Source organism: Bradyrhizobium valentinum, from assembly GCF_001440405.1.
GTDB classification, from domain to species: Bacteria; Pseudomonadota; Alphaproteobacteria; order Rhizobiales; family Xanthobacteraceae; genus Bradyrhizobium; species Bradyrhizobium valentinum.
The window spans coordinates 18586-36058 of record NZ_LLXX01000142.1 but is presented as its reverse complement, the minus strand read 5'-3'; the positions used below and the strand labels follow the sequence as shown (position 1 = coordinate 36058).

Annotated in this window: 16 protein-coding genes and 1 pseudogene; 4 read left to right on the top strand and 13 right to left on the bottom strand. The window is 59.4% G+C overall.

The features are described 5' to 3' along the window. Positions 1 to 63: 63 nt before the first annotated feature. Together CP49_RS24765 and CP49_RS24760 are read right to left on the bottom strand one after the other, a co-directional pair. Positions 64 to 453 (bottom strand): DUF6894 family protein, encoded by a 390-nt coding sequence (locus tag CP49_RS24765; RefSeq protein ID WP_057852786.1) that lies wholly within the window; start codon positions 451 to 453, stop codon positions 64 to 66. Positions 454 to 889: 436 nt separating this feature from the next. Further along, on the bottom strand, positions 890 to 1387 hold the full coding sequence (locus CP49_RS24760; RefSeq protein WP_245310845.1) for a response regulator: 498 nt from the start codon (positions 1385 to 1387) through the stop codon (positions 890 to 892). A gap of 602 nt (positions 1388 to 1989) precedes the next feature. On the opposite strand from CP49_RS24760, the pseudogene CP49_RS43315 reads away from it, so the two are divergent. Then, positions 1990 to 2248: pseudogene (locus CP49_RS43315) on the top strand (ATP dependent DNA ligase); the annotation flags it as partial. 185 nt (positions 2249 to 2433) lie between these two features. After that, positions 2434 to 2727, top strand: coding sequence for a putative quinol monooxygenase (locus CP49_RS24755; RefSeq protein ID WP_057852785.1), 294 nt, complete (start codon positions 2434 to 2436; stop codon positions 2725 to 2727). 2507 nt (positions 2728 to 5234) lie between these two features. On the opposite strand, the gene CP49_RS24740 is transcribed toward CP49_RS24755, so the two are convergent. The 11 genes from CP49_RS24740 to CP49_RS49380 form a co-directional block, all read right to left on the bottom strand. Continuing rightward, on the bottom strand, positions 5235 to 6242 hold the full coding sequence (locus tag CP49_RS24740) for a glycosyltransferase family 4 protein (protein ID WP_057852782.1): 1008 nt from the start codon (positions 6240 to 6242) through the stop codon (positions 5235 to 5237). 23 nt (positions 6243 to 6265) lie between these two features. Then, the gene (locus tag CP49_RS24735; RefSeq protein WP_057852781.1) at positions 6266 to 7879 is read right to left on the bottom strand and encodes an alpha-amylase family glycosyl hydrolase; all 1614 of its coding nucleotides are present in this window, start codon (positions 7877 to 7879) and stop codon (positions 6266 to 6268) included. Between the two features lie 11 nt (positions 7880 to 7890). Then, positions 7891 to 8091: a hypothetical protein gene (locus tag CP49_RS43310; protein ID WP_082646220.1), complete on the bottom strand. Its 201-nt coding sequence runs from the start codon at positions 8089 to 8091 to the stop codon at positions 7891 to 7893. A gap of 1171 nt (positions 8092 to 9262) precedes the next feature. Beyond that, on the bottom strand, positions 9263 to 9397 hold the full coding sequence (locus CP49_RS48715; protein ID WP_256476724.1) for a hypothetical protein: 135 nt from the start codon (positions 9395 to 9397) through the stop codon (positions 9263 to 9265). A gap of 48 nt (positions 9398 to 9445) precedes the next feature. Continuing rightward, on the bottom strand, positions 9446 to 9658 hold the full coding sequence (locus CP49_RS24730) for a hypothetical protein (RefSeq protein WP_244608209.1): 213 nt from the start codon (positions 9656 to 9658) through the stop codon (positions 9446 to 9448). A gap of 233 nt (positions 9659 to 9891) precedes the next feature. Next, on the bottom strand, positions 9892 to 10092 hold the full coding sequence (locus tag CP49_RS24725) for a hypothetical protein (protein ID WP_057852779.1): 201 nt from the start codon (positions 10090 to 10092) through the stop codon (positions 9892 to 9894). 50 nt (positions 10093 to 10142) lie between these two features. Continuing rightward, a complete protein-coding gene (locus tag CP49_RS24720) occupies positions 10143 to 11441 on the bottom strand; it encodes a glycoside hydrolase family 130 protein (protein WP_057852830.1) in 1299 nt (432 codons plus the stop codon). A gap of 33 nt (positions 11442 to 11474) precedes the next feature. Next, complete coding sequence (locus CP49_RS24715; RefSeq protein ID WP_057852778.1) at positions 11475 to 13760, bottom strand: glycosyltransferase family 4 protein; 2286 nt, start codon at positions 13758 to 13760, stop codon at positions 11475 to 11477. Continuing rightward, positions 13757 to 14689 carry a cupin domain-containing protein gene (locus tag CP49_RS24710; protein ID WP_057852777.1) on the bottom strand — a complete coding sequence of 311 codons (933 nt, stop codon included), beginning with the start codon at positions 14687 to 14689 and terminating at the stop codon, positions 13757 to 13759. The genes CP49_RS24715 and CP49_RS24710 overlap by 4 nt, the downstream gene beginning before the upstream one ends. A 174-nt stretch (positions 14690 to 14863) precedes the next feature. Then, positions 14864 to 15055 carry a hypothetical protein gene (locus tag CP49_RS24705; RefSeq protein ID WP_057852776.1) on the bottom strand — a complete coding sequence of 64 codons (192 nt, stop codon included), beginning with the start codon at positions 15053 to 15055 and terminating at the stop codon, positions 14864 to 14866. A gap of 618 nt (positions 15056 to 15673) precedes the next feature. Beyond that, positions 15674 to 15919 carry a DUF6894 family protein gene (locus CP49_RS49380; RefSeq protein WP_057852775.1) on the bottom strand — a complete coding sequence of 82 codons (246 nt, stop codon included), beginning with the start codon at positions 15917 to 15919 and terminating at the stop codon, positions 15674 to 15676. Positions 15920 to 16455: 536 nt separating this feature from the next. On the opposite strand from CP49_RS49380, the gene CP49_RS24695 reads away from it, so the two are divergent. Further along, positions 16456 to 16773, top strand: a complete 318-nt coding sequence (locus CP49_RS24695) for a co-chaperone GroES (protein ID WP_057852829.1) — start codon at positions 16456 to 16458, stop codon at positions 16771 to 16773. A gap of 136 nt (positions 16774 to 16909) precedes the next feature. Continuing rightward, positions 16910 to 17473: TCP-1/cpn60 chaperonin family protein (locus CP49_RS47770; protein WP_276326851.1), on the top strand; the 564-nt coding region annotated here is incomplete at its 3' end.

The following is a 17473-nucleotide window of genomic DNA, read 5'->3' as shown; positions in this document are numbered from 1 at the left end:
AATCTCGGACATGGTTCGCACCGAGGTTGTCCACGCAATGGGATGTGAGCTGTGATCACGGAATCAGCGGTTCTTCGATCCAATCATGGTGCCGGGTCGGAAGCCGCTGGTCACGCTCCGCGACGCCGCGCAGTACATCATCAAATTGCCGAAGGCCGAGCGCGAATTGCCAGCATACTGTGAGCGAGATATCCCGAAAGGGCGCTGAACGCGCTTACTTGTTGCGGGCAGAACCGCTGCGAGCGATATGGTGTCGAGCGCTCGACCTTCATCATCTGCGATAACGAAAGCCTCCGGAACCGTTTGCTTACCGCTCTTGATTGCTTCGACCAAAAGTTCACGGGCAGTTAGCATAGCCTCGCGCTTAGCCGCAGAAAGATCCGGTAAATCCATTCCTTCGTCATCGGATGTTAGTTCGTCGCCCGCACTGAGGTGAAAATAAAATCGTCCCATGGCGAGCCTCACATTGATCAGGCAAGAGACTAACCAATGTCGTCCGGTTCGTCTGTCTGGCCTCCGACAAGCCTGCCAAATTTGTGAGAACCACGGACATCGGCGGGCGCGGCGCTAAGGTCCCCGCCGCGCGGCGCGCGATGTCCGCATACATCAACGCGGGCCGTGGCTTGCCCCAGATCAATACGCGCCCGTCGATCTATGCTCTAGCGTTCATTCGAGCATCGACCGAGCGGCACGGAGGGGTGCTGTTGAGGTTTTTGCCAGAGGCCCGGATACCCTCATCCGGGCCTCGCGCGCATTTGCGTCGCGCAGGAACGACAGCTAACAGCGCCGCGTTATCAGATCGGGTCGCCAACCCCGAGCGGCCTGGCACGGTTCCGTCCCAAAGCCCCCAGCCCACTACCCCAGGCGGGACCGTGCACGCAGGCCTTGCTCATTTGGCCTCGGAAGCCGAGGGTGGGGCCATGCTTTGATTTGAGCTTGCGCTATTCAGAAGCTGGGAAACGGCGGTGACAAGCTGCGCGGGCGCAAACGGCTTTTGCAGCAGGATGCTGTTGGGGACGCCTTGCGACGCCCAATCGTCCGCAGCCGCGCCCGTCATGTAGACGACCGGAAAGGCAGGGTCTTTTTCCCTGATCTGTCTCGCCACCTCCCAACCGCTCAATCTGCCCTTCAAGCTAACGTCGGTGACGAGCGCCTTGTAGTTCTTGCTCCCGCTCTTGAACAAGGTCAGGGCTTCTTCCGCTGAGGAGAGAATATCGGTTTCAAAACCGCCTTCGGTGAGCGCATCTTCAACTATGCCCTGCACCGGATACTCGTCCTCGATGACGAGGATTAGGGGCTTGGACACGCTTCGCTCGGGTGCTGGAGGGATCGCTTGACACGGGGTTACCAGCGCCAGCCCCTTTGGTTCCATAGAAACGTTGAACAAAAACGGGCACGCTAACGATTCCGTGCCCCGCGTTGCGAGCCAGTGCGCCCTAGATCAGTCCTATGACGATGAATGCAGCGATCTCGATCAGGACTGCGGTTCCTAGAGTGACAACGGCAAGAAAAGCATCAATTGGCCGTAGGAACATGGCTCGCCTCGCAGTTTTGCGAAGCCCCGAGACCCATGAACTAAATTCACCTAGGCAAAAAAGGTTGCGGTTCCGAACGCGGGAGGCGTCAGGCAGCGGCAAAATCGATCTCATTGCCAATTCGGGAACGGCTACGATGCAACGCGCGCGGGGGAAGCGCCCTTTTGGCAAACGGCGTCCACCCTCAAACGCCAAACGAGTGCCTGATCTGTCGCAGCATCGACATGGCCGCGTCGGTATACCGACCATGGGTGAGATACTGATCTAGCTGCGATGCACCAAGGCTGCAATCACGAAGCCCCTGAGCAAAGTGGGCCTCCTATGAGAGACGCTGGTCGGGTTAAAGCATTCGGAATTCGCTGTCGCTCGTCGCGCTCTAGTTGCAATGGCGGTATGCTGACAAACAACCAGTAACAATCCCTTAAGGAGCGGCTCGCAGCGGCATTCGGGGATCATCTATCTCGCCCGCCGCAAGGGCAACGACCTGTTCTATGCGGGTAAGGTCGATCACGGCTTCGACAAGGCATCCGCTGCCGATCTGCGCAAACGACTGACGCCGCTGATCCGCAAGACACAGCCCTACGCAAAGAGGATTGCACACAAGGGCATCTGGGATGGAACCGGAGTTGTTGGCCGAAATCGAGTACCGGGCGAAGTCCGCAGAAGGCACGGTGCGGCATCCGTTCTTCAAGGGCCTAAGGGACGATCTATGAACTGGGGCCGGACAATTAGACGCACAGCCGCTACGATAGGCGGGGCATGCGCCGCAGCCGCGGTATCTTATTTGGCGGCCCGGCTCGTCGTTTTCGAGACGTAAGAACCTCTGGCATTGGCTGACGTCCGCTTTGAGCGCACACTACATAAGTGGCGCATCGCCTAGCGAGAAGGGGATGAACATATGGCCAAACTAGCAATCGTGGCAACCATCAAGACCACCCCGGGCAAGCGGAACGAATATCTGAAACACCTAAAGGCTCACGCTCAGCGTTGCTTGGCGACCGAACCCGGCACCTTGAAGTTCGAAATCCTCGTGCCGCAGACGGAAGCCGACACGATCATGCTGTACGAGGTCTATGCCAGCCCGGAAGCATTTGAGATGCACTGGAAGGGCCTGTCCATGCAGCAGGCCAAGCAGAACACGACTGACCTGCAGGTTAGCCTCAGCGGCGTGCCTTGCGATTTCGTCGAATGAGCGACAATTCCTAGACTAGGAGGCTGAGCATCATCGATGCTTTGGCAAAGAACATCGTAACGGCACCGCTACCGCATTTCCGCTTTACCCCGATGGCGGACATCGACCATCGCCGGATCGATGTCCGTTTTGTGCCGATTGTGTTGCAAAAGTCGTTTTGCCGAAGGTGTCAAAAATTCTGAGGGCCGCAGGCGCGATTTTCGTGTAGAGATCTGAAGGAGACCTCATCGCCTCGCGCTAAACTCATAGGCGACTTCGGTAACGCGATTGAGGTTATCCGAATCGTCAATCGCCTCGCGTTTTAAGGTTTCACCAAAACTTCGGACTGATGCAAATTTCGACTTTTGCAACAGTATCTGCCAAAGGCAGACATCGGATATCGGTAAAGATGAAATCGGATGTCGCTGCGTTACTGTCGATGCCAATCAATGTGGATCGTTCGAGTGAGAAGCCGCCAGCCGCAATTCTGATCCTGCGGATCGAAGCCGATCTAAACTGGAAATGGCGGAGTGCCTGAATACCGTGTCGATTGTTCGGAATTGGCTCGCTATTGGACCGTTAAAAGGCGCAGGGTGATTTATCACCGTTTCGCGCTTTCGGCTGTTGTCGGTGACTGAGAGTGTTGAGCTCCCGCCTTTGTGAAAGGGAGATCCCATGCCCAAGAATTCCCCGCCTCCGATCTGCCCGAAGTGCAGCATGTCTATGCGATTTGTGCTCGTGAAAACGGGAGGACGCAAATTCCGCTGCGTCGATTGCGATGTAACAGGCCTCCTTAAATTGCCGGAGGTCACACAACTTCTCACGGGCGAATTAAGGCATCCGGGCTAAATTGCCTCCGTTGGCTTTGGCGGATGGTCGTCTGGATACCCCCAAAGTGTTCGGCGTGGCGTCCGAATTGTCTCGCTATCTGGGTCCAACAAGCGCAGCTTGGTTCCGGAGCCTCGCCATGCGCTGCTCCATCCATGCGAGGTTTGCGGGAGCGTGAACCGCGCTAAACGCGCGAGAGCCGCCGGGACGTCCCCAGCGGCTCCCGTGTTGCGTAGCGATGTGGTGCGACGCGCAGCGTCGCGTGGTGGAACGTTGCGATGCGCCGAGGCGCGTCGCGTTGCCTACCGTGATGTCGATAAGTCCTACGCTCTCATCGACTAAGCTAACATGGCTGGTCGCGAGGCGACTTCAAGACAGTGATACTGCCGTAGTCGCCATCTCCTTCAATCGCGCCGAAAAAGCCGCGACTGCTGGAACGGGATGTAACAAACCTGTAACGGTCGGTTTCACCCGCCGAAAATGATGCGGTCTCATATGACTCCGAAAGGCGCGCAGCAAATTTTTGGTATTGAGTTGCTTTCCTAACTTCAGGGGCGCATAGCTTCAATTATCACCGTTCCGTTCTCGGCTTCGATCGGTGACTGTGGGTTCGGTAGCGCTCGCGCCTTATCAGAGCGTGAGCACTATGCTTAAAAATGCTAGATCCTCAATTTGAGGTCCACAAGCCGCACTTCCTTGCTAGTCAAATCCTATTCGTCATGCTGACCGCTGGAATGGTAAGTGCGCGCCCATATGAAGCGCGTATCGAAATTCCTATTCCAAAGCCCGCCTCCGCGGCCGACAACGCCTGCACATCTGCAGCAGCCTATTCACTGACGCATGCAGAGGCTGAGATGCTCCCGTACATCAAGTCCTGGGGCGGAAACCCTAACAAGATCGTGTGCGAGGAAACGATCCGCATAATGCAGAGGTTCGACCCCAGAGCAAGCACTTACGGGCTGACTTGCACAGGGAGCCCGTGAGGCGGCCGTATTATTTTAACATGATTTTGCGTAAGCGCGCGGGCAAAGCATTGATGCCGCCGCATGACGCCCGAGTGAGTCACGGACCTATGAATTGTTTCTTTCGGTAAGAGTTTCGACTTTGACGAGGAGATTTCAATGAAGGAATTGTTTCAGACTTCAGCCAAACTCAAGGGCGCTGCCAATATTTCCTACAATCTCGCCTCTCAGCTGACTGACTTACTCGAATTACGAGGTGCGCTCCAAAGGGCCGAAGAGGCCGCGGCACACAGGAAAGCGACCGGCACAAAGCAAATAGTGGGAAGGCACCGACCGCGGTAGACACGTTCACGGATACACGACGGCCGGTGCTGAGTCCGGTTTGGGTCAGCAACGGACCTAGACGCGCCCGAAAACGAAGTCCGCTGTGCCCTCGTAAACCGACATCGTCAGCCCGAATGCTCAGGTCCGAAAAGTGCCGATACTGTTGCAAAAGTCGAAAGCTGCATCAGTCCGAATTTTTGGTGAAACCTTAAAACGCGAGGCGATCGACGATTCGGATAACCTCAATCGCGTTACCGAAGTCGCCTATGAGTTTAGCGTGAGGCGATGAGGTCCCTCACATCTCTACACGAAAATCGTGCCTGCGGCCCTCAGAATTTTTGACAGCTTCGGCAAACTTTTGCAACACAATCTGCCACAAGCAGACGAAGCTTGGCAATGAAGCCGAGAAGGTCCTCAGCCAAGGAGCGATCGGTACAAGTCCAGATATCGATCAGCCATCCGGTCGACCGTAAAACGCTCAGACACCGCTGCTCGGCATACGGCGCGATCAATTTCGCCGATACGGCTGATCGCATTTACGGCTTCATCGACGTTGTTGACCAGGAAGCCAGTCACGCCATTGTCGATCAGCTCGGGCATCGATCCGCGGTTGCAGGCGATCACCGGCGTGCCGCAGGCGAGCGCCTCCACGACCGATAGTCCGAACGGCTCGTCGAAATTGATAAGATGGAGCAGCGCGCGGGCTGAGCCCAGCGCGTTCGTGCGGGCCGCTCCGCCCACCGGGCCGCGATAGACCACGGAACGCTCGTTTAGCGCGGGCACGACCTGCTCGTTATGATAGTCCTGATCCTGGACGATACCGGCCATGATCAGCCGCCGCCCCGCTCGACCTGCCGCCGCTATCGCCTCGGCCGCCCCCTTGTCCGGGTGGATACGGCCGAAGAAGAGCAGGTCTTCGCTGCCGTGCGGGTCGAAGGGAAAGTCCTCCAGCCGAATACCGTGGTGGATTGTTGCTGCATAGCGCAGGTCCGGATGGCGATCGGCATCGCTGATCGCGACATAATGGACGCGATCCTCGTATGCCTTGAAGGCGGGCAGGATGCGCTCCGAGGAGAAGCCGTGGATCGTCGTCACCACCGGTGTCTCCACCAACCGCGAGAATGCGAGCGGCACGAAATCGGCTTGGTTGTGAATGAGGTCGAACTCACCCGCGCGCTCGAATACACGGGCGACGTGGAGCATCTCCCATACCTTGGCGTCGATCGTGGGGTCCTCGGAATAGGGCGCCGGGCAGACACCGGCCAGTTTGCCCGCCGTCCGGCTATCCTTCGTGGCGAACAAGGTGACGTCGATGCCGCGCGCCACCAGCGCCTCGGTCAACAGGCTCGTCACCAACTCCCATGGACCATAATGGCGCGGCGGCGTGCGCCAGGAGATTGGAGCTAGCATGGCAATACGCACGCGGTTATCCTTCGTTGCTTTCGTTAGTCGGCCGTCAGAATCACGCCCTCGTCCGCCCGTAGCAGCACGGCACCGTCTCCGGCCAGCGCTGCGTCGGCGACAGTGGACAAGAGCACCCGGAAATCGCTCGCCCAGTCCGGCAGCTCCAGGCGATGCAAATGTTCCCCGAGATTGAGTGCTACGATCAATCGCTCGGCACCGTGCCGACGCTCATAGGCGAGTACATCGCCCTCCGCGTCCAGCAGCGCAAAGTCGCCGATCGCCAACGCTGGATGCGCGCGCCTGGCGGCCAGCAATTGGCGATAAAGCGCCAGGATCGAATGAGGCTCCTGCGCCATCCGCGCAACGTTGCGAGTCGGCCAGTCGTCATTGAGCGGCAGCCAGGGCTTAGCCGTGGTGAAGCCAGCATTCCTGCTCCCGTTCCACGGCATCGGCGTGCGGACCGGATCGCGGCCCAAGGCGAGCCCGGGTTCGCGCAGCCCGCGCGGATCCTGAACCTGGGCAGACGGGATTGAGACATCGCTCAAGCCCAACTCGTCTCCGTAGTAGAGGGTGGGCGTGCCGCGGAGCGTCAGCAGCAGCATCGCCGCGACGCGGGCTTGGGCCTGCACACGCTTGGCTGCGACGCGTGGCCGGTCATGGTTGCCGAGCACCCAATTCGGCCAAGCGCCTGGCGGAAGCGCCGCCTCGTAGTTGGCGATCAGCGTCGCGAGGGAGCGCGCCTCCCACGGCGCATCGATGAGCTGGAAGTTGAAGGGCAGGTGCACCCCTGCCCGTTCCCGGCCGTAATAGCGCAGCAGCCGATCGACCGGCAGGTAGATCTCGCCGATCAGCACGCGTTCGCCCCGTCCACTGGCGCCGTAACTATCGGCGATGGCGCGCATGTCGGCGGCGATCTCGTGCACCTCGGGCTGGTCGGTCGAATGGAGCTGGAGCACCCGGTGCATATCGCCCATCGCCGCCTGATAGGCGGGGTTGGGCGGATTGTCCGGGAAGTCTGCCGCCTTGACCAGGTGCCACAGCACGTCGATGCGAAGGCCGTCCACGCCTCGGTCGAACCAGAAGCGCATCACGCTGTACATCGCCGCCTGCACGGCCGGATTACGCCAGTTGAGGTCCGCCTGCTCCTTCAGGAAGGCGTGGTAGTAATATTGGTTGGTGGCCTGGTCCCACTGCCATGCCGAGCCGCCGAAATCGCTGATCCAGTTGTTGGGTGGCCCGCCATTCGGTGCGGGATCGCGCCAGATGTACCAATCCCGTTTCGGATTGTCGCGCGAGGCGCGGCTCTCGACGAACCAGGGATGCCGGTCGGATGTGTGGTTGGGCACGAAGTCGAGCAGAATCTTGAGCCCGCGCGCATGGGCCTGTGAAAGCAGACTGTCAAAATCGGCAAGCACACCGAAGCGCGAATCGACGTCGCAATAATCGGTGACGTCATAGCCGAAATCAGCCATCGGCGAAGGGTAGATGGGTGAGATCCAGATGGCGTCGACGCCAAGGCCGGCAAGATAGTCGAGCCGCCGCTCGATCCCCTTGAGGTCGCCGATGCCGTTGGCGTTCGTATCTTGAAAGGAGCGCGGGTAGATCTGGTAGATCACATCCGTCCGCCACCAGAGTGGTCCGAAAGAGGCCGCCAACTGAGGCGACCCTACTGCGGCGCTTGCAGTCCGGGCGACGAAAGCCACTCATTCACATGGCAAGCGGTTACAGCTTGGCGAGCTTTTCTGATCCTGGCGTCGCGCAACGAACCCGGCGGGAGTTCGTTCGCCTCGTCCTTGAGGCGCATGGCCTCCAGCATCAGACGGTCTTGTAACGGCGCTTTGGGTTGGTTGCGTTGGATGCGGGGCATGGTGGCTCTCCGAAACGGGCGGGAGCACAACACTCTCAGTCACCGATGGAAGCCGAAGGTGGGGCGGTGATGGGACGAGTAGATTCCCTTTGTGTCCGGTTGCCAACCTAAGAAACTTTAACGCTCCGAACCCTTGTCCAAGACGGATCAGGACACTGCCCGCAGCCTAGGACAATTTCGCGTCAAACACGGACAGTACCCAGCGACCGGTGCCGGCCGAAATCGGCCATTCGCTGGATCAAACTAGACTACTAATGCAGACAGCGCCCCCAAGCCGAATAATGCTTGGTGGCGCTGTGTTGAATCCGGATAGTGCAATCCCCCGGCAATTATCTGTCTGCGGAGGCGCAATAAGGTTCAACGACCCGGGGCAATCAAAGCGGCCTTACTCGTCGATCTCTCGGAGCTTCTGCTCAAGTTCCGCGATCTGAGTCCTGATGCGCCTCAGGAATTTCTCGTCCGCGGTCCGGTCCACCAACTGGCGGTACCTCACGATCTTCATTTCGAGTTCAACACGCTTTGCAGCGCACGGCCGGACCATACATTCGGGTCATTAGCGGACGGATGCGCGGCCAGTGGCGGATCGGTAAATGTGCGCGACTCCAAATCGGGTTCTGCAAGGGCTACCGGGCTCGTTCCGGCAAGGGCACCAAGAAGCGCCGCTACCCGTCGGTCCCTTGATAGCGGGCCTGCTGCAACGCCCATGGCCGGAAAGCATCAATCTTCAACAGCCGCGGCAGATACCCTTTAGCTTGGCGGTGGTTCGGGCGTCTTCCGCGATGAAGGGGTCTTTGTAGGGCGGCCGCGACGCGTCGCTTTCGATGGCTACCGGCTTTGCTATTCTCGGAGGAGTCGCCGCATCGTAGCAGGCAAGTCGCCCGCTCGTGCTTTCGATTGTACGGCATTCCGGTCCAGCGGCGAGAGCACCTTGCGCGCATGCGCAGAGCGTCAATACGGCGAGCGTAATTTTCATCCGAATTCCTTTTGCGGGTAGTATCACCCGGCGTTTGGCCACCATCAGAACAAGCCGGGCCCCACGAAGCGCAGGCCACGCCCACGACGCAATGGGCCAACCAGCGCCGCGCGATCACGAAGACCTGCGGGAACGTCCTTTGCGCACGCGCTCGAATGCGTCAGTCCAGCGGATAGCTTTACGTCGACGCTTGTGTTGCTACTTCTTCTTGCCGGACGCGAAGCCCGGTTGCCATCCCGCGGCCTTTTGGCTTGGCGCCGCAGCTATTGTCTTGATCTTCTCTTTCTTGGGTTTCTTGGCTTCCCTGTTACCTTTTTGCTCGCCCTTGGCCATGTCGATCTCCTTTGGGTTGATGATGACGCCGTCTTTGCACGCCGAATTTCACATTGTCGCGTAGCGCGTCGCAATTTTCATCGCGCCGTCGATCTCTTCGGCCAGTTCGACTTCCCCGATCTCATGCAGACGGGAAACCATGATCGATGCCTGGGTCGCAGCCATGGAGAACGGCTCGCCCGTTTCATAGCTGAATTTGATGCGCCATATCCCCCTATGGTTGCGATGCGGCTCGATCAACAACACCGGAAGATCGGGCAACCCATTCTCCAGCAGGAGCTTCGATAGCGTAGGCATCACCTCGCCCCTTCAAGCCTGGCCGACGCTCGAAAGGACATGGCGCCAAGCCTGCATTCTTCTCCTGCCGTGGGATCCAGGGTTTGAACCAGGGAGTTCGTTCGGCGCAATCTGAAGACTCGCATTGTGCAACTGTGCGCCCTTTGCCCCCGAATAGCCATGCATTAGTTGATGCTGTGCCTCCCTGCCGCCGCGGTTCAGCCTTTCGGCAAAATGACTTCCTCTCCACTGATGGCGCGATCCAGCGCGTCGACCAGCATCTGAATCTCGATGAACTTGTTGCGTGCCCGCTCGGCCTTGTCCCGGTCAAAAGGAGCGGCCAGCACCTTCGTATGCACGTCCCTTTCCTCGATCATGCGCGCACGGGCTTTCTTCAGCGTTTCAAGTCGCTCGCTCATTCAGGCTCCCTGACTTTTCAATGGACGAATTGGCGCTGCTCAAGCGGCGGTCAACTTTTCATCGCCTGCATCAGCGCCGAAATCTTGATGGTCGCGAAATTGGAGAAGGTATCCGACACCGCGTATGGCAGAATGATGTGGTCGTTGTGCCGCATTGCCCCGCAGGTATAGACGACGTTGGGGACGTATCCCTCGCGCTCCGACGGCTCGGGCCGCAGCAACGGCTCGCGGGAGCGGGCTAGCACCTTCGAGGGGTCGTTCTTGTCGAGCAACGCCGCCCCGATCGAGTATTTGCGCACCGGGCCGACGCCATGCGTCAGCAGCAGCCACCCTTCATCGAGCTCGATAGGCGATCCGCAATTGCCGATCTGAACGAACTCCCAGGGAAATTCCGGCTTCAGAATGGCCTGGCCGTCGCCCCAAGTGTACAGGTCGTCCGAATAGATCAGGTACAGGTTCTCATTGTCCTGTCGCCCGATCATGGCGTATTTGCCGCCGATCTTGCGCGGGAACAGCGCCATTCCCTTGTTGCGGGCCGCAGGACCCCTCAAGGGCGCCAACCGGAACGACATGAAATCGCGGGTCTCGATCAGTTCGGAACGGATCGCCCGCCCGCTATAGGCGGTATAGGTGGCGTAGTGGGTTTTCCGGCCGCCATCGCTGAACTCGACAAAGCGGGCGTCCTCGATGCCGTTCGATTGGGATTCGGTAACCGGAAAGATGACACGCTCGCTGAGCTCTTCCTCGGGCTTGAAGATCAGTTCGACATGATCGCCGTCCGGTCCGGATTCGCGATTGCAAATCCGGGGACTCGAGGCAAGCCGCGCCGTCGGATCAACGGTCAGACTGCCGTCGGCTGCGAATGTGCCGCCCCGAAACGTCAGTGACGACACGTGCCCTTCGCCGATGGCACGGAGGCTGAGAATGAAGCGCAGGCCGCCCTTCGGCGCGTCCGATTGGTCGGGGTGCGGCACGATGCTGGGATTGAACAAGGCAGAGGCTTCGAACGAATACTCATTGAGAAAATAAGCTCCGATCAACTGGCGCTGGATCTTTGAAAAGCTGCCATGGGCTGCGAAAGCCTCCTCCATTTCGTTCGCGCGGGCCTCAAACTTCTCCAGCAGGTTCCGATGCCGTCCGAGGAAATTTTCAAGAACGTCCGCGAGCTGGGAAGCAACGGCTTCGGAGTCGAGGGCGAGAACCCGGTCGACGATATGATTTGCCCGCGTCTTGTCGGTCGGGTTGAAATCGCGGGGTTCAGTCGCCGGCTTGAACGGGCGCACGATCACCCGCGCGGGATCGGGACGCAAATAGAGCGCCTGCCGGTTCAGGAAGGTGGCCTGTGACACGGTGTCCTCGATCGCTAGAGCAGGAGGCAACAATCAGGCGCCCATGGCGCGCAGTGCCGCGGGTTTGGTCAGGCCGGCGTTGACGCGCGCAAGCTGGCGAATCTCCGCAAGCCCAAGCAGATAGCACACCACCGACTCGCCGCCGCGGTTTTCATTGGCACGATCGGGGTGGAGTCCATCGCGGCAACTGCCGGTGTGCGGATCGACCAGCGCCACCGACAGATCGTTGCTGCCGAGAAACCAGGTGAAGGCACGGGTCGCAAGCGCTTTCCACTCGGCATCGCCATCCGCCCGCCATGCCGTAAGGCAGGCAGCGATCGTCGCCGTCGCTTCCACGGGCTGCTGATCAAATGCGCGGGGAAGCTGCCGCAATTCGCCGAAGCCGGCGGTGCCGACCGGCCGGAAATGCCCTGCCGGCGTCGTTTGTCGCGTCATCAGCCAGCGCAGAGACCTCAATCCGGCCTGCACGTATTCAGGCGTTTGCGTCGCCGCGCCTGTCATCATCAGCGCCTGCGGCAGGCGGGCGTTGTCGTAAGCCAACCCTTCCTCGAACCACACCCAGTCCGGGGTTTCGACCGAAGCCAGACAGGACATCAACCTGTCGGCAAGAGAATGCCGGATCTCCTGGGCGTGGAGATCATCGGGAGCCACGGCGCAATAAGCGCCCAAACCCAGCAGGGTGAACGCCCACGCCCGCGGAGAGCGAAAGGTCTCTACAGTCGACAGAGCCTCGGCGAACAAGGCAACCGCCCACTGGCGCCGCGACGGAGTTGCGTCGCTGCGCGCGGTTTCGCCGAGCGCCCAAAGCGTCCGGGCGTGACTGTCTTCGGACCCGCTGGCTTCGAGCCAGGTTCGATTGAAGCCCATGAAGTTGCGAAACCGCCCGGTGTCAGGATTCCATGCATGCTGCACGAAAGCGGCGAAGCGAGCCGTCAAGACTTCCGACAGCGGCTGTTCGCCCGGACTATTGAGGGCGCAGGCCAAAAGCATCGCGCGGGCGTTGTCATCAACGCAATAGCCGTGCGAGCGATCAGGCACCGAATGCACGGCGTGCTGGAACAGGCCGGTATCGTCGCACATCGACAGGAAATAGCCGATTTGCATGTCCGGCGCCGCAGGGCCGCGTGGCTCCGGAACGCCCGTGTTGGAGGGCGCAATGACCTTGAGCCAGTGACCCTGAGACGCGCTCTCGAAAACCGACATGTAGTGCTCGGCGGTGCGTCCCCACGTCATGGTTCTGCTGACCGCATAGGCGCGCCGGCACATCGCCTGCCGGCGAACGTCGTCGGTGAGCAATTCCGCGATCTTGCTGCCGATCGCCGTCGCATCACCGAACGGCACCAGGACGCCGCGTCCATTGGCCAACAGTTCGCGAGCATGCCAGTAAGGCGTCGAAACGACGGGCTTCCCCAGTCCGAAGCTGTAGGCCAACGTTCCCGACGTCATCTGCGCCTCGTTGAGATAGGGCGTGACATAGACGTCGCACATCGAGATGAATTCGAGCAGCGTGGGCAGATCGACGAAGCGGTCGAGGAACACAACGTGGTCCTCGACGCCAAGTTCGCGGACCCGCCTCATCAGTCTGTTGCGATACGCCTCGCCCTGGTCTCGAACTAGATTCGGATGCGTTGCGCCAAGGACGACATACAACGCATCGGCGCGACGCTTAAGAATCGACGGCATGGCGTCTATCATGACTTCAATGCCCTTGTTGGGGGACAGCAGGCCGAATGTCAGAATGATCGACTTTCCGTCAAATCCGAGCCTTGCCTTCGCCGCATCGGGCGCGACAAGCGCGACGTCGGGAATGCCGTGGGCTATGACCTCGATCTTGTCGTCCGGCACCTGATAGATGCTGCGCAGCAGTTCTCGGCCCTTGTTGGCCATCACCACGACCTTCGACGAGGCATCGACGATGCGCTCCATGACCGCGCGTTGCGGGGCGGTCGGATTTGCCAGCACGGTGTGGAACGTCGTCACGACAGGCATGGTGAGGCGCGACAGCAGTTCGAGGACGTTGCCCCCGGCTTCGCCACCGAAAATTCCGAATTCGTGCTGCAGGCACACGGTGTCGAACCGGCCGGCATTCAGGAAGTCTGCTGCACGGATGTATTCTTCGATCTTGTTATCCTGGATCTGAAAAGCGACCGCCTTGGGATAGTCATAGGTTTGGCCATGATCGGTCATCGCCACGATGCAGGTCTCGAGATTCGGGCGTGATGTGGAGATCGCCTGCTGCAGGTCGGTCGTAAAGGTTGCGATCCCGCAACGGCGGGGCAGCGAATTGCCGACAACGGCGATGCGGCGGAGCGGCGTCATGCTTGTACCTCGACAGTCTCGCTTGATTTCGGCGCGTCACCGGCGGACATGCCGGCATATTTGGTCAGCTCTCCGGCGCCCTGAAGTAAGGCAACAACGGGATCAGGTCCCGGATAAGCCATCAGGCCGCGCATGCCGTCCGCGCCGACCTCGATGCCGGATCGATCACCCTCGATAAAGACGGCATCACCGACCGACATGTTCGTCGAACCGATCCGCGCCCTGCCCTCGATCGCAAGGATCCAGGTTTCCCGATCGGCATTGAGTGCCCAATTCGAGTTCGCCGGCAGGTCGATCAACTCAATGACGAAATGCTGGCTTGTGATCAGGGCTGTTCGAGCCGTGGTGATGCGTCGTGGACCGGTTTCGGGCTGAACCGGCCCGGCGTCGGAAACAGCGACGGCGCTTTTTTCATGCAGTTCGCGCTGCCTGCCATAGTCAAACAGGCGGAATGTCGTATCGCTGCGCTGCTGAATCTCGGCGAGCACGATACCGGCGCCAATGGCGTGGATCGTGCCGGCGGGGACGAAGATGATGTCGCCTTTCGCGACGGGGCGCCATTGCGTGAGATCGGCAATCGAGCCGTCCCTGATCGCTGCGCGCAATGCCTGTGGCGTGAGTCGCCGCTTCAGTCCCAGCGCAACCCGCGCCCCTGGGGCTGCTGCGAGAATGTACCAAGCTTCAGTCTTGCCGTTCGGCAAGCCGATTGAGCGGGCAAATTCATCGTCCGGATGAACCTGAATCGACAGGGGCTCGCTGGTGAACAGCAATTTGAGCAGCAGGGCCGGGATGGCTGCATGCTTATGCGTGCGCTGGAACCACAACTCTCCAACCGGGTCACCGGCAACGTCGATGCTGCTCCATGGATGGAGATCGCCTATCCCCCATGGTTTGCGCACAACCTGCACGGCGGCATGCTCGATGGCCATAGATTGTCCTGACCCGTAACGCGCATATCGAGGCGATATGCCGTTGGTCGATACTGTTGATATGATTTGGCGTGGCTAAGGCGTCGCGACGGGATGTGCGCGTTTGTCGCGATCCCGCTGGGCTAACTGATCAGATGGGTACTCCGGCGTCAGATAGCAACCTTGCTGGGTCCATTAGCGTTTGGTCGCCCAGGACGGACGAACGCCAGTCCAGGCGGGAAGCGAATTCCATTCTGCCCAACGCATCCGGCGCTCCTCATCGCCGACCCTGATAAAGACAAAGGCCGCGTCATCCTTGCCGGTTTTCGAATCAACAAACATTGCCGGAACGCCGTATGCGTCTCTGACGATCGCCGTATTTGCCATTCCGACTCCTGCTTTCTGTTAAGCGCTCGGATTCCTGTTGCCGGCAAGTCACTTGAGGCGGACTACCACTGAATAATCACGGTGGCAGTGATCAGCAGCGCAAAAAAGATCGGAAACAGCACCGGAGGCACCAGCCAATCACGAAGATCGAATTTGAGGGTATCTGACATGTGACCGCCTTTTTTGGTTAAGGCGGGAGCGCAACGCTCTCAGTCACCGATAATAGCCCGGGGGCGCGCGGTGATGCGTTAAGTATAGTGACTATCTGCCGAATAGCGAGGAGAATCGCAATTTGTTTTGGTGCAGAATCGTTATGACGATGGTGGGTTTAAAAGCTTCGCGCTTCCCCTGACCGCGCTTCTCAAATGTATGTTGAGCGCGCGTTGTGAAAAATATTCGGCAGCTTTTCGATCGCGATAATCCGGCGGACTCGTTCGTAATTACTGACGACCTTGGGTCATCTGGCCGTATCAGCGGCGCGAAAAGCATTCCGATTTCTCGGCTCAAGATCGGCAGTTTCCACATGAGTGGAGGGCAAGCGGTTGCAGGTGAACTCATCAGCAGAGCGGTATCAGCGCGAACTGGCTTACCTTCTCAGCATCCTTTAACGAGGGCGCCTTAGTGCTTGAGCCGTTCTATCTGGAACGTGAATTTGGCTTGTAACACCGGTCCGGTGTCGTCCCTGACTTCGATAGCCATCCGGTGTCCCGCTCCATTGTGGGGCCTACGGTACACGTCCCTCGCCATGTCTGCCAGCGAACGCGCGGCCTCTTCTTGCACAGCCTCCATGGTAGAGAGTTCCAGACCCTCATCGTCGGGGGTCAGTTCGTCACCGTCTCGCAAGTCGAAAAAGTATCGCTTCATAACAACGTCGAACGTCAGGAAACCAAAAGCGTTCCTAGCTGATCTGGAGCGGCCTAACAGGACCCGCGATTAGGCGGTAGGAAGGCACCCAGGCCGTGTTCCAGCTTTCCATGGTCTGGTCGCAGACCGAACACTCGAAGCTGCTGATCTGGCGTTCGGGAGCCATAGACTCGGTGCGGTTGTAGACCGCTCCGCAAATACAGGCTCTGTGACGGGTCTCTTCCATTTGCTCATTATGCGCCGCGAATCGGAATTAGGACACTTCCAAATTCAACTTAGGACACCGGGGCTTAAATACGGACAGTGCCGCCGGGCTATAAGAACAGGTCCGAAGGACATTTCCTGAGCACGTTAGACGGCACACGACGGCTTCCGAGCCCTGCTGTTCGCTTTTGGGGTTACTATGGGAATTGAATTAGCAACCTCGTGGGCCAAAGCCCTTGCGCCCCAGTGTTACAAGCTTATGTGAAGAGCGGCTAGCACTCGCTCATTGCGACTGCCAATCCAGAAATAATCACAAAGCCATGGAGGATCGCATGAAGTTCCGTCCGCTCCACGACCGCGTCGTGGTCAAACGCATCGATGCCGAAGACAAAACCGCAGGCGGCATCCTTATTCCGGACAGTGCCAAGGAAAAGCCCTCGCAGGGCGAGATCATCGCCGTTGGTCCGGGCAGCCGTGACGAATCCGGCAAGTTGATCCCGATCGACCTCAAGGCGGGTGACCGCGTGTTGTTCGGCAAGTGGTCGGGCACCGAGGTCAAGCTCGATGGTCAGGAACTTCTGATCATGAAGGAAAGCGACATCATGGGCGTTCTCACTGACGTTCCCGCCGCCAAGAAGAAGGCCGCTTAAGCGCTTTAGCCCGTTCCCTCATCCTGAGGAGCCGGCGCAGCCGGCGTCTCGAAGGAAGAGGCCTGCAATCGAAATCTCATCCCTCAGGAATCCGCCCGTCGCGCGGCCCTTGGGTTATGGGCATACGGAGACCATTATGTCAGCCAAGGAAGTCAAATTCGGCGTAGATGCCCGCGATAGGATGCTGCGCGGCGTCGAAATTCTCAACAACGCGGTCAAGGTCACGCTCGGCCCAAAGGGCCGCAACGTCGTGCTCGACAAGTCGTTCGGCGCTCCCCGCATCACCAAGGACGGCGTCACCGTCGCCAAGGAGATCGAGCTCGACGACAAGTTCGAGAACATGGGCGCGCAGATGGTGCGCGAAGTCGCCTCCAAGTCGGCAGATGCTGCCGGCGACGGCACCACCACCGCGACCGTTCTCGCGGCTGCGATCGTCCGAGAAGGCGCCAAGTCTGTTGCCGCCGGCATGAACCCGATGGATCTGAAGCGTGGTATCGACATGGCGGTGGAAGCCGTGGTCGCCGACCTCGTCAAGAACTCCAAAAAAGTCACCTCGAACGAGGAAATCGCCCAGGTCGGCACTATCTCTGCCAACGGCGACGCCGAGATCGGCAAGTTCCTCTCCGACGCCATGAAGAAGGTCGGCAACGAGGGCGTCATCACGGTTGAAGAAGCCAAGTCGCTCGAGACCGAACTCGAG